The sequence below is a fragment of the Paenibacillus sp. Y916 genome, from assembly GCF_056786435.1.
On record NZ_JBXCJA010000015.1, the window covers coordinates 20199 to 32306 of the forward strand.

Consider the following 12108-nt stretch of genomic DNA (forward strand, 5'->3'; position numbering starts at 1 on the left):
ATTAAGAGAGGATGGTTCTATCATATGGATTTATCAAAAAAAACACCAGAAAACATCGGATTTATGATTGAAGAGATTAAAACAAAGTTAAGAATGGCAAGTGGAGCAGCAATGCAAGCTTCCGGGTTCTCAGTAGAACAATACGAGGATATTCATGATGTTTACGACCTAGTCATGAGAAAGAATAACCTAAGTATCTCGGAAGTTGAAGCTCTTGTATCTGAACTCGGACGGTTACGCCGTCAATTGTAATGATACGCATATTATTAAATATTCTCCTATCTCTGTCCACTTATGAAGTGGATCAGGGATTAGGAGAATATGGCCTTTATGGTATATCCACCAGAATGAATTCTGATTGCCCTTCACTACCATTTCCTTTAATATGCAAATCACAGGATTTATAAATTCTTGCTGCATCCCCTGGTTCTAAATGAAAGGTTCTGTTGCTGATGGATTAAACTCAGAATGGCTTACACCCTTCCCAGCACTTATCACCTGAACAGCACCCGCTTCAATTAAATGGATATCCCCTATGAATCCACCCTTTTTCCGAAGTATGGCGTTCTGCTGAAGTTACTATTTTAATCATTACCTACACCTCCGTTTTTTGCATTAGTTGATCCTCTAATGTTTAGATAACTATTACATACCCGCCACCATGATACTTCAATCATCCCTATGATCATCCAATGCGTCTCTTCCTATAAATGTATTCATTTTACTGTCTAAGTATAGGTTCGTTATTTTATGAATCATGTTTCATCTTTCCTTCTTTAGTGTAAATACTAACTAAGCGAGACAGAAACACCATAACATTAAATACGAGGAGTGAATTAAGATGAATCAAGAAGAAAAAGACTGTCCAGTTCAAAGTAGTAGCACGTTCTTAAAAGGAGTATTAATTGGTGGATTAATTGGTGCGGCAGCAGCATTATTATTTGCCCCTAAGCCAGGTAACGAACTACGCGAAGATTTAACTGACAAACTATCTCTTGTAACAGACAAAACAAAGGAGGTTGCCTCCGTTGTGGGTGATAAGGCGTCCGAGTTCGCTAAGAATGTCTCTACTAAGTCTACTGATGTAGCTAAAAGTGTTGTTGAAGGTACGCAAAGCATCGTAGAAACTGTACGAAGTTCAGCCGCCGATGTATCAGAAGAAGAAGCGGCTATATAATCCTTCTTATTGAACATCCTTTCAAGCTCAGGCATGAAGTTAAACATCTTTAATTACGATTGGACCAAAAAGGACACGCCCCTTATTCCTCTTAAAAGAATATGGTCGTGTCCTGACGAAGGTGAATTTAATTGCGATCGTATATCGTTGCTTCATTCGTCCACCCTCATAGTGATGAGTGAGACATAATTTCTTTTAGCCTCTCCGTTGCTTTCTTCTGAATTCTCGATACACTCATTTGCGAAACCCCTAATTTCTGAGCAATAGAGCGTTGTGATTCACCGTCCTGAAATGCAAGTAACAATACATCTCGTTCCTGCTCCTTAAGATGACTAAGGGCTTGTTGTAGATCCATTTTATTCTCAAGTAAATCGTAATCATTTACGTCAGAACTTAATATTTCACCTAAGGTTACCCCAGTCTCTTCCTGTGAGAGTGGGGCATCCAATGAAACATAATGATAGCATTCTCTCCCTGCTAACACTTCAATGGTCTCCTCATCTGTGAGTTCCAAATATTCAGCAATTTCTCGAACATTAGGGGATCTTTCGAACTGTACAGTTAATTCATCAATAGCCTGCTGAACCAGTACACCCTTTTCCTTAATTCTTCGTGGCACTTGGATATACCATGATTTATCTCGTAAATAGTTCTTCATATGTCCAATCATACTCTTCATAGCATACGGCTCAAATGGAATTCCCAAACTAATGTCATATTGTCTAAATAGGCGAATCAAAGCCATCTGCCCTACTTGGAATAAATCTTCATATAAGTCAGGACGATTAAGAGAGATTTTACCTGAAGCCATCTTCACCATCGGTTTATATTTCTTGATAAGCACGGTCGCTATTTCATTATCTTGTGTCTGTTGATATTCCCAGATCAGACTTATTGCTTCGTTCATGGACTCGGGGGGAGTCACATTCTCACTCATACAGCTTCCTCACTTCTCAAAATACGTTTAGTAAGGATAACCTGGGTACCCTTCCCCTCACGGTTTTCTACACTGACATCATCCATAAGCGCCTGCATTAGATAAAAACCAAGACCCCCAATTTGAACGTCATCAAGTTCTTTATCATGCAACGTCTTACCTTCAGTTTGTGCGGCTATATTCTCAAATTTCTCCCCATCATCCTTGACAATAATAGATAAAATATCGCCATTTATTTCAAAGGTTACTTCTACAATCCCGCCTTCCTGTCCATAGGCATGCAGAACAGAATTATTACAAGCTTCGGACACAGCTACCTTCATGTCTTCAATTTCCTCATAGGAAAATCCTATCTTTGAGGCAATTCCATACAAATTCAATCTTACAATATCCACATACTCAGCAGTAGCTGGTAACGTTATTACCACTTTCTGAACTTCACCATTCATTTGTATTTCGATCCTTTCCAATTAGGAATTCTCTTTTTAATTCAAAGATTTGGTTCAATGATTTGGTTCAATGATTTGGTTCAAAAAATTTAGAACTCATACTATATCTTACCTTTAGAATAGACGATTTGGTAGTTTATCTTCTGCTTGAATATAAACTACGCCATAATGGGCTCGTATGAGAGCTCAGCCAAGTCTGATCCATCTGAGCCTGTAAATAGCTTCTTTCACTTTCTTGCTTTTCCTCTAGGTTCTCTGCCTTCAGTTGATAGTAACGAAATAGCAAAGTTACTTAGATCGTTTAACAAGTCATTTCATTCTCGTCTGACCATTCGTCATAGTTATTTACATACTCACTTACTATATACTAAAACTGAGATTGATTTTAGAGGAAACCTTTTTGTCTATGATGAATGAAGCACCATCATACTTAGATTGACAATCCGTCTTTGTAGTTATGTATCTGCTGCTTCGCTGATTCCCCATTTAAACACAGATAAGGAGTGGGTAGTATTCCCACTCCTTATCTGTGTTTAAAGTGCATATACATTATCAATAACAACGTCTATGTTGTCTAATTTACCTTCAACGAAATTTCCGCCATACTTCGGCTGCAACATCAACATACTTCACCCAACTTGGATCTTTGGATTCCTTAGTCCCATTTACTGATGCATTAGATTGAATTGTCTGTTGTTCTGCGGTATTGAGTGGTATATCCGATGGTTTAGAAGACTTTGTCTTGGGCTTTTTAATTTTATCCATCACCGTACTGGATAGTTGCTTCGCTGCAAATGTAACCTCACTTAACACCTCACCAAGATTGTGTACAGATTCCATCACCGGATCAATTTGCTTCATCTTCAACTGTAAGTCTGTTGTAATATCATTAGCCTGTCTGACCGTTTGTTTTACTTCATAACCCAATTCTTCAATGGTCTTCTGAACTTCTTGTAGAGTCTGAGTTGTTTTCTCCAATGAGTTTGTAGCTGCCTTTAATGTTTTGATAAGAAATACAACAAGTACAGCAAATGCAACAGCTATAATCAGTACACTCATTTCGATCATAGGGATATATCTCCTTCTGTATTTATATTTTTTGATACTGGTAATTACCCAAACCGCAAATAGGCGAAACAGGATGCGACGAGCACAACAATCGCAGTAACAATTCTCTTAATCCTTATGAAGCAAATAAGCAAAATATCCTACGCTAAACAAATAATGAAGAAAGATAAGAGCCATGCTGCCAGTTTTAAATTCAATGTGATCCACTTCTACAAGATCAGGGATATGTTCTTTTAGAGAAATAGAAATTGGTTATTTATTTCCCCGCTTGTTAATTCAATTTGAGGTTCATGATTCCTCCTTCTCATCCATAAATTTATTTTTAGTAAAGGCCTTGAACACCTTCCCCCTTGTGGGGATAATGGAAAACGATTAGAATGAATACACAAGCCCAAAGGGAGGATATTACATGAGCGATAATACCGAAGTAAAAAAGGTCAGTCTGGCTGATGCCATTCGAAAAAAACTTGAACAGAAGAAACAGCAAGCTTCCTCAGGCCAACAAGGAGTCTTTCAGGCGGGTTCTGCCAAAACATTAAAAAATCAGAACAATAAAAAGGCACCTAACCAACGTCGTCGTACGGGTGGCTCATAACTCTCCCGCTATAAATAGACATAATGTGGAATTAGATGACTCCTTAACTCATAAGGAGTCATCTTTTTTCAATAGCAATACATACACAATCGAGTTAAGTTATATTTGGACGTCTCCTCAAGCTTTAAGAGGTCTTCTCAGGAAGGTGAGCCGGAATTATGATTTGTACTGTCGACCCCATACCTGGCCTACTTCCAATCGTGACTCCATACTGTGAACCAAAGTGAAGCTGAATCCGACTATTCACATTGCGGATACCATAACCCGTGTTCAATCCCTCAACAGGATCAAATATTTCTTTTATTAATTTCGGTGACATCCCAATCCCATCATCAATAATTTTAAATATAATATTATTGCCTTCCTTCTTCCCCACAATCCGAATATGAATCGCATCCCCAAACCATGCATGCTCAAATGCATTCTCTATAAATGGCTGTAATATTAATTTAATGGTTATATATTTAATAATCTCAGGATCAATATCATAGTAGATTGACACCGAGTCCCCAAACTTGGTGGTCTGTATGTCAACGTAAGCCTGTGCTTGTTCTAATTCACTACGAACAGGAATGACGGTCCGTCCCTCATTCAGTGAAAGCCGATAAAACTTAGCCAGATCCAGAACCATACGCTGTAACTTGTCAATCTGACCGAATTTAGCTAACCTGCTAATCGAGGAAAGTGTATTATACAGGAAATGCGGATTGATCTGCGCTTGGAGTGACTCCAACTCGGCCTCCCTTTTCTCAATTTGTGTCACATACACTTGTTCGATTAACTGATCAATATTATGGCCCATTTCATTAAGGGCAAGAGCAATTTGCGAGAATTCATCTTTGCCCTTATAACCCATACGCTTATGTAAATCACCTTCTCGAAACGCGTTGAGCACCGATACAATTTTGGTCACTCTAATAGAGAAGTAGCGTGAGACAAACATCCCTGCAATAGTAAACACAATCAAGCACAGGAAGCAAATCAGCATAATGAACAAACGTACTTTCGCCGAATCCCTCTCCATGATGGTCATGGGAACGTATGCTACCAACTCCCATGACGGTCCCCTCATCGTTTCCTTAATACTCATATACCCCTTGTCCTCAATCGTCTCATATGAGAAGTCACTCGATAGTGTACCTGACTGATACATCACTTTCCCATTCTCATCCTTAATGGCCAAGACGCTCCCCTCGCCAATCTTGCGATAATCAAGCGATTGGAAAAGTTCCTCGATGCTGACACTGAGTCTCATAAAGCCAATTTCTTTCAAACTCAAAGGAGTTACGCTATCTACTAGTCGGCGAAGTAGTGAAATGCGATTGAAGTCATTATCGCGCTCCACCTGTTCCCATAACATCGTTCCCCCATACTCCTCCTTCGGAAAATTGCGATACCACGACTTGTCCTTGATCCGCTTTAAATGATATAAATTATAGTTGCGTTCTAGCATATCTGGAGTTTCTTTGTTAAATGAACCCATATACACTTCCGGAAGACTATCGTTAGCCAAAAATAAGTACATCGCTATATTGACACCTGTTGCATCGATCGCAATATCAAACTTTGGCATAATGATCTTCGTCGTCCGTTCATAGCTTTCCCAGCCCTCATCATAGTTGCGAAGCTGCGTAATTAAAGAATAATCCTGGTACAACAACGATGATACTCTTTCTACATCCCCCATCTTGTATTCGATATTGTCCCTGATTTGTAATAAAGTTCCCTGGATATTGCTACTAGTCTGCTTTCGAATAGAATCCTGATACAGAGTATGTGAGAAAAAGCCAATGGCGATAACGGGTATAATAACAAATACAAGATAAGTAAGCATTAATTTGTATCCGAAAGGAATATACTTCGGCTTCTTCTGCTGAATTGGTATTCGCATCTCATGTCCTCCGTAGTTATTCTCTTTTGCGGAAATCCATTGGGGTCATACCAAAAGCTTCTTTAAATTGTTTGCTGAAATAAGGAATATATCGATATCCTACCTTATTAGCAACTTCATATATTTTCACAGTCGGAACTTTAAGCATCTCACGAGCCCGTTCCATTCTCATACCCGTCAGTATTTCACTAAAGCTTTTACCAACCTCTTCTTTAAATAAATGTCCTAGATAATTAGGAGAAAATAAAAATTGCTGAGCAATAACTTTTAAAGTAATGTTCTCGTGCATTCGTTCCGTTAAAACACTCATAATTTCACGAATTAACTTGCTATTCTTTGAATTTTCCCTGTGCCGCATCTTCTCAGAAATTTCAAACACTTTACGAACAAGCCATGAACGGATATTGTCCATAACCTCAAATTTCAACACGATATCAAGACTATGGAGCTCCAGCCCCAACATTTCGAATAAATCCTCATCCAAGGTATGTAAATATTGATCCAGCTTAAATATAATATACGTTGCCAGATTATACATGGTAAATCTAGAGCGGAACGTTGATACGGTTTGAAATAAATTCTCAATCTCATCATGAATACCTACTAGATCATAGTCAGACATCGCTTTAAACAATGCATCCAAACGAATATCTAGTGTTCTAGCATCACTTAACTCTGGTGCCCGGCTGACGTCCTCATAGTTAATTAAATTACCTTTCCCAAAAAAAATTGTACCATCCAAGGCTTCAAGAGCCTGCTTATATGAATTCGGGAGCTGTGAAACATCATCAACTGATTCTCCAAGCCCAATCGTCACAGAAAAGGATAATTTAGAGGTCACTTCTTCAAATAATTGATGGAGACTATCATTTATCGCTTGGCCTTGCATCACAACTGCTGCACGTTGTCTCGATAGCCTGAAGCAATGTCCACCTTCTTGACCAAGAATCACTTCACTTATTTCTTGCAACAGCATTTCAAGCTTCTGCCCTGTGACAGATTGTGCCGCGCCCAACGGCAGCTCTTCCAGACCACCCATTTCCAACACAGCTACACGAAGCGGTCCCGTAAGCTTATCCAAACCATAGGATACGGCGATCTTTGCCATACCATCAGGTCGTTCCCAAGTCATCTCCCCTTGAAGCAAACGAACCAAAAGATCATTCTTCGCCATCGGCTTCATTTGAATATATTGTTCTTCCTCTTCCTTGCGTCTCTCCTCTGTTTCAAGGTCCTGCACAATTTGTTGTAGCGATGAAATGAGCTCATCATCGTCCATAGGCTTCAGTACGTAACTGCATGCCTTCATAGACAACGCTTGTTTAACATAATGGAAGTCCTGATAACCGCTTACAAATACAACTCGCATATCCGGTTTTTTATCAATAGCGATCCTTGCAAGCTCCAACCCAGACATATTAGGCATATTCACATCGGTAACAAGGATATCGACAGACTGCTTCTCCATGAGTTCACAAGCTGCAAATCCATTGTTTACAGCTCCCACTACTACCAGTCCCAATTCAGACCAAGGAATAAACTGCTTCATTCCTTCTAAATCAAGATGCTCGTCATCAGCCAATAACACTTTATACATGATTTCATATCCCCCTAAAAGGCTTATCACGTTCTAAAACTAAGTATACCTGCTCTGGTATTATTTAGAACGACAAGTTTCCAAACTTTTTATATCTAAAGAGGGGACCCAGAACAAGGGCCCCCTCTTTAGAAAAAATCTACTTATTACTGACCTTTAATTTTAGCTTGATTCTCATGCCATCTTGTTCCATAGTAATTAAGTACTTTTTGGAATCCAACATTCATTGAATCATCATGTGCTTTATCAAGTATAGCTAACGCTTCTTCGTCTGTCTTCGCATACAACGTCTGTGCTCTTACTTTCAGCCAGATATCTTTGGCACTTTGGAAAGCTATACCTTCTTCACTTTCTGGAAGTGGGAATAAGTTGATGTATTCTGTTGCATCTCCTTGCGTTTTCCACGTAATTTCAAACTGCCAGTAAGTTGACCAGTTACGTTCATTTTCTTCTAATGTAGCTTCGAATTTACCTTTAATATCATCAACAAACACTGTATTACCTACCCACATTAATGGGTCCATTTTAGTCTGGTATTCAGCTAAATCATTCTTTTCCGTTCTATACTTGTCTGTGAATTTCGGAGTTATACCATCAGCTTCCACTCCATCCCAGAATCCACCTTCAAGTCCCCACATTTGTAAAGACATTCCTTCATTTCCTGTCCACCAATCCAAGAAAGCGAATACTGCTTCTGGATCTTTAGCGCTTTTCGTAATAACGGCTGCGTTCCATCCAAGTTTATTATACGTACCTGGATAAATCTTGTTCTTATCTAGACCAGCCTTGTGGATTGGCCAAACCATAAAGTAACCTGCTTCAGGATCTTCATTCGTCAGTACAGAATGCGCTTCCATCGCAAAAGTAGTCGGGTTACTAGAAGCATATACTGCCACGCTTCCGTTGTTAAGTTTCTCTTGAACTTGATCACGCGTTTGCGTCATCGCATCTTGCGTCATCAACTTCTCACGGAACAACTTCGCCGCATAAACAACGGACTCTCTGAAACTTTCATCTTTATAAATAGATACCATCTTATCACCATCTGGTACTGCAAAATATCTTGTGAAGCTAAAGTTATCTTCTTTGAAAGCCGAGTAAATCTGATCGATACCTTGTCCTTCTTTTGCTAAGTCACTCTCAAATGGAATGATCTTCGGATATTTCTCTTTAACTAATTTTAAATATGCATACAGATCATCTGTCGTTTCTAATTTCGGTGAACCTAACTCATTGTAAATCTTCTTATTTACAACCCAACCGGCATTTCCGTTTGGACGGTTCGTGTACCAGTTAGGGAATTGATAAATCTTTCCATCCGGTGAACGTAGCATGTCAAGCGCCATCGGATCTAGCCATTTCTTCAAATTGGGATATTTGTCGATGTAGTCATCAAATGGTACGAGCATACCCGCTTCACGCAAACGTTCCACATCGGATCCACGCTCACCCCAAATGATATCTGGAAGTTCGCCGGAAGCAATCATCGTGTTCAGCTTCTGAACGGCATTCCCTCCGTTTGGAATTTCTGTAATAGTAACCTTCTTTTCATTTTGAACCCAAGCCGTTACTTCGTCATTTCCCCACTTAGGCATTGTGTACCAGTCATAGTTACCGTACAACGTAATTTCTAGTGGTTCTGTTCCTAATTCATACACCTTAGCTTGAGGTTCCTCCACTTTGGTCTCTGGCTGGTTGCTCGCTTTGTTCGTTTCCTTAGGTGCTTGAGCATTTCCGCCATTACCGGAACATCCGATAATTAAAGACAAGACCATTGCGACTGACAAGACGCTACCAAACAACTTTCCTCTTTTCATCATCCTCTTCATATCCCCTTTCAATGTTATTATTTATGTTTAAAGCGCATGGCTCCAAACGATAATTCAATCAATTCTCATCGTAGCCGTACTTATGACTGCTACTCCTTCAGAGAACCGACAAGCACCCCTTTAACGAAATACTTTTGTACGAAAGGGTATACCATAACAATTGGCAGCGTAGCTACCATCATTGTCGCCATAGATAAAGACTTACTCGTAATCGTCCTAGCCTTCTGCATATGTGCTAGTGCTGCCGCATCCATACCGGACGTCTGTTCAGATACGATATTAGACGCTAAGATCTGCTTCAAGATCGTCTGAATCGGCATTAATTCATCTTTAGAAATGTAGATACTGGCTAGGAACCATTCATTCCAATGCGACACGGCTGTAAATAGCGCCAATGTAGCAATGACGGGACCCGACAACGGTAATACGATTCGAAATAATGTTCCCCAGTTCCCGCATCCATCCATCTTTGCGGATTCTTCAAGTCCAGATGGTAATCCCTGAAAGAAGGTACGAAATATAATCATGTTCCATACACCGATAAGCGAAGGAATAATGAATATCCAGAATGAGTTCATCAATCCAAGATTACGCATCAACAGGAACGATGGAATAAGACCGCCTGAGAAATACATTGTGATGATACATAGAATCATATAATATTTACGGCCTACCAATTCTTTCTTTGACATGCCATAAGAGAAAATAGCTGTTGCTAATATAGCCGTTAAAGTACCAACTACTGTACGTAAAACAGATATGAAAAAACCTTGCATTAAACGTTCATCCTTAAAGACGATGGCATAGTTCTCCAACGTAAACTCTCTTGGCCAGAGTGTGATACCACCTTGTGCGGTATCTAACCCCTGATTGAATGAAACCACCAGCGAATTCAGGAATGGATAAAGTGTTGAAATCGCCAACAAAGTGAGAAATGTATATATGAAGATAACCATCAGACGATCGCCTATACTGTCACGCATCCACATGCCCCCCTTTTACTTGTGTCATATTTACCATAAGCTGTTGCCAGATCTCTTAGCTACAAAGTTAGCGATCGTGAGAAGACCTACACTAATAATAGCTTTGAACAAGCCGACGGCAGTAGCATAGGAATACCGGTAATTGTTGATCCCGATACGTATGACATAAGTATCAATGACATCTGACACATCTCTAAGAGCCGGATTGGATGCTAGAACGAGAATGTCTTCAAACCCAGCACTCAACAGGTTCCCAATGGCTAGAATCATGAAGATTGAAACAACAGGCATAATGGATGGAAGCGTTATCAAATATATTTGTTTAAAACGACTTGCTCCGTCTATTGAAGCTGCTTCATATGTACTAGGGTCAATCCCCGCAATGGCTGCCAGATAAACGATAGAACCAAATCCTATTTCTTTCCATACGTTCGTAGTAACTAGAATCGTTTTGAAATATTCTGGCATCGATAGAAAGTTAATTGGTTCTTTAATTAGATTAAGCTTTTCTAGTAGTATATTGATACTACCGTTATCCGTAGCAAGCATGGATCCTACCAGTCCGCCCAAGATAACCCAGGACATAAAGTGTGGCAAGTAAGTAATCGTCTGCACAATTCGTTTGAATTTCGCTTTCCGAACTTCGTTAAGCATTAAAGCTAGAATGATCGGTGCAGGAAATCCAATACAGAACTTAAGTAAACTAATCACTATCGTGTTCTTCATAACCAACACAAAATCTGGTGAATTAAAGAAGTAGATAAAATGTTTGAACCCTACAAAAGGACTACTAGAGAAGCTGCTGCCTATTTTATAATCCTGAAACGCAATCATAACTCCGTACATGGGAACATAACTGAAGAGTATAATCAGAGCAAGAGCTGGAAGAACCATCAATTGTAAGTCAATCTGTCTAAAAAATGTACTAACTATATTTCTCTTTCTGGGTGGCCGTAAAGGTGGGTTCGATTCCACCACTTTATTTACGGAAATCTGTGCCATGTCATATCCTCCTCCGTGTTTTCCGACTACAGTAATCTTACAAAAGTACACTTTCTTTTACTATCTGACAGATCAACTAAATATGATACTAATCAACAACACTGATCGGCGCCCTTAGTTAAAGATTTCATATAGTGAGGATGTTTACGTTTCCTATGCCAGTGATACATTGTATCTCTAACAGGTAGGAGCTACAATACAACACCAATAATCGCCTTCACCATTCACTATTAGGTACATTAAATACATCTAAATTCAAGCCAATCCCTCTGAAGCTAACTTTAGTTGCATGGAGTACATCTAGATTACTAGAATCCTCACTTTTCACCGTTATCGCCATTTTTAACTGTAGTTTTACAACTAATTTCTCCATTACCTACTTTTACATCTAATTAAATGCAGTTTATGCATCTATTCTTGTCTCACCTTTACTACCTTCATCACGAAGCATTGTTCGTCACTCTAACATCGCCACTCTCTGCAAAAATAGATAAATCTTTAGATATCATAAAGGTTAGAGTAGACAGTCCTCCAAATAACTTATACTTTCTTATATTATTAAAAAAGGCGACTTATCATT

13 protein-coding genes are annotated in these 12108 nt (G+C 39.3%); 3 read left to right on the forward strand and 10 right to left on the reverse strand.

The annotated features are described in order from the left end of the window. The first annotated feature begins 24 nt into the window (after nucleotides 1-24). Nucleotides 25-252: a DUF1128 domain-containing protein gene (locus tag AC1TO9_RS21960; RefSeq protein ID WP_482057283.1), complete on the forward strand. Its 228-nt coding sequence runs from the start codon at nucleotides 25-27 to the stop codon at nucleotides 250-252. Nucleotides 253-429: 177 nt separating this feature from the next. Here AC1TO9_RS21960 and AC1TO9_RS21965 read toward each other — a convergent pair whose 3' ends face one another. Next, nucleotides 430-498 (reverse strand): hypothetical protein, encoded by a 69-nt coding sequence (locus tag AC1TO9_RS21965; protein WP_482060559.1) that lies wholly within the window; start codon nucleotides 496-498, stop codon nucleotides 430-432. A 343-nt stretch (nucleotides 499-841) separates the two neighbouring features. On the opposite strand from AC1TO9_RS21965, the gene AC1TO9_RS21970 reads away from it, so the two are divergent. Then, a complete protein-coding gene (locus tag AC1TO9_RS21970; protein ID WP_482060512.1) occupies nucleotides 842-1177 on the forward strand; it encodes a YtxH domain-containing protein in 336 nt (111 codons plus the stop codon). Between the two features lie 166 nt (nucleotides 1178-1343). Here the strand turns inward: AC1TO9_RS21970 and AC1TO9_RS21975 are convergent, their stop codons facing one another. The 3 genes from AC1TO9_RS21975 to AC1TO9_RS21985 all read right to left on the reverse strand — a co-directional run bounded on the left by AC1TO9_RS21975 (nucleotide 1344) and on the right by AC1TO9_RS21985 (nucleotide 3631). Continuing rightward, on the reverse strand, nucleotides 1344-2114 hold the full coding sequence (locus tag AC1TO9_RS21975) for a sigma-70 family RNA polymerase sigma factor (RefSeq protein ID WP_482060513.1): 771 nt from the start codon (nucleotides 2112-2114) through the stop codon (nucleotides 1344-1346). Next, a complete protein-coding gene (rsbW, locus tag AC1TO9_RS21980; protein WP_482057309.1) occupies nucleotides 2111-2563 on the reverse strand; it encodes an anti-sigma B factor RsbW in 453 nt (150 codons plus the stop codon). Before rsbW ends, AC1TO9_RS21975 begins: the two co-directional genes overlap by 4 nt. Before the next feature lie 585 nt (nucleotides 2564-3148). Next, a complete protein-coding gene (locus AC1TO9_RS21985; RefSeq protein ID WP_482060514.1) occupies nucleotides 3149-3631 on the reverse strand; it encodes a DUF948 domain-containing protein in 483 nt (160 codons plus the stop codon). Nucleotides 3632-4040: 409 nt separating this feature from the next. Between AC1TO9_RS21985 and AC1TO9_RS21990 the strand changes: the two genes are divergently transcribed. Then, nucleotides 4041-4226, forward strand: a complete 186-nt coding sequence (locus tag AC1TO9_RS21990) for a hypothetical protein (RefSeq protein WP_482057279.1) — start codon at nucleotides 4041-4043, stop codon at nucleotides 4224-4226. A gap of 124 nt (nucleotides 4227-4350) precedes the next feature. Here AC1TO9_RS21990 and AC1TO9_RS21995 read toward each other — a convergent pair whose 3' ends face one another. The 6 genes from AC1TO9_RS21995 to AC1TO9_RS22020 all read right to left on the reverse strand — a co-directional run bounded on the left by AC1TO9_RS21995 (nucleotide 4351) and on the right by AC1TO9_RS22020 (nucleotide 11901). Continuing rightward, on the reverse strand, nucleotides 4351-6117 hold the full coding sequence (locus AC1TO9_RS21995) for a sensor histidine kinase (protein ID WP_482060515.1): 1767 nt from the start codon (nucleotides 6115-6117) through the stop codon (nucleotides 4351-4353). A gap of 16 nt (nucleotides 6118-6133) precedes the next feature. Continuing rightward, nucleotides 6134-7714 carry a response regulator gene (locus AC1TO9_RS22000; protein ID WP_482057277.1) on the reverse strand — a complete coding sequence of 527 codons (1581 nt, stop codon included), beginning with the start codon at nucleotides 7712-7714 and terminating at the stop codon, nucleotides 6134-6136. A 146-nt stretch (nucleotides 7715-7860) separates the two neighbouring features. Then, nucleotides 7861-9534, reverse strand: coding sequence for an extracellular solute-binding protein (locus AC1TO9_RS22005; protein ID WP_482057276.1), 1674 nt, complete (start codon nucleotides 9532-9534; stop codon nucleotides 7861-7863). A gap of 98 nt (nucleotides 9535-9632) precedes the next feature. Continuing rightward, nucleotides 9633-10526 (reverse strand): carbohydrate ABC transporter permease, encoded by an 894-nt coding sequence (locus AC1TO9_RS22010; RefSeq protein WP_482057275.1) that lies wholly within the window; start codon nucleotides 10524-10526, stop codon nucleotides 9633-9635. Nucleotides 10527-10556: 30 nt separating this feature from the next. Further along, nucleotides 10557-11528 carry an ABC transporter permease gene (locus AC1TO9_RS22015; protein WP_482060516.1) on the reverse strand — a complete coding sequence of 324 codons (972 nt, stop codon included), beginning with the start codon at nucleotides 11526-11528 and terminating at the stop codon, nucleotides 10557-10559. A 217-nt stretch (nucleotides 11529-11745) separates the two neighbouring features. Continuing rightward, nucleotides 11746-11901 carry a hypothetical protein gene (locus AC1TO9_RS22020; RefSeq protein ID WP_482057273.1) on the reverse strand — a complete coding sequence of 52 codons (156 nt, stop codon included), beginning with the start codon at nucleotides 11899-11901 and terminating at the stop codon, nucleotides 11746-11748. Nucleotides 11902-12108: the final 207 nt, after the last annotated feature.

Coding starts and splice junctions, on each gene's coding strand:
- AC1TO9_RS21960 (WP_482057283.1), top strand. CDS start 25: ATGGATTTATCAAAAAAAACACCAGAAAACATCGGATTTATGATTGAA.
- AC1TO9_RS21970 (WP_482060512.1), top strand. CDS start 842: ATGAATCAAGAAGAAAAAGACTGTCCAGTTCAAAGTAGTAGCACGTTC.
- AC1TO9_RS21975 (WP_482060513.1), bottom strand. CDS start 2,114: ATGAGTGAGAATGTGACTCCCCCCGAGTCCATGAACGAAGCAATAAGT.
- rsbW (WP_482057309.1), bottom strand. CDS start 2,563: ATGAATGGTGAAGTTCAGAAAGTGGTAATAACGTTACCAGCTACTGCT.
- AC1TO9_RS21985 (WP_482060514.1), bottom strand. CDS start 3,631: ATGATCGAAATGAGTGTACTGATTATAGCTGTTGCATTTGCTGTACTT.
- AC1TO9_RS21990 (WP_482057279.1), top strand. CDS start 4,041: ATGAGCGATAATACCGAAGTAAAAAAGGTCAGTCTGGCTGATGCCATT.
- AC1TO9_RS21995 (WP_482060515.1), bottom strand. CDS start 6,117: ATGCGAATACCAATTCAGCAGAAGAAGCCGAAGTATATTCCTTTCGGA.
- AC1TO9_RS22000 (WP_482057277.1), bottom strand. CDS start 7,714: ATGTATAAAGTGTTATTGGCTGATGACGAGCATCTTGATTTAGAAGGA.
- AC1TO9_RS22005 (WP_482057276.1), bottom strand. CDS start 9,534: ATGATGAAAAGAGGAAAGTTGTTTGGTAGCGTCTTGTCAGTCGCAATG.
- AC1TO9_RS22010 (WP_482057275.1), bottom strand. CDS start 10,526: ATGCGTGACAGTATAGGCGATCGTCTGATGGTTATCTTCATATATACA.
- AC1TO9_RS22015 (WP_482060516.1), bottom strand. CDS start 11,528: ATGGCACAGATTTCCGTAAATAAAGTGGTGGAATCGAACCCACCTTTA.
- AC1TO9_RS22020 (WP_482057273.1), bottom strand. CDS start 11,901: ATGGAGAAATTAGTTGTAAAACTACAGTTAAAAATGGCGATAACGGTG.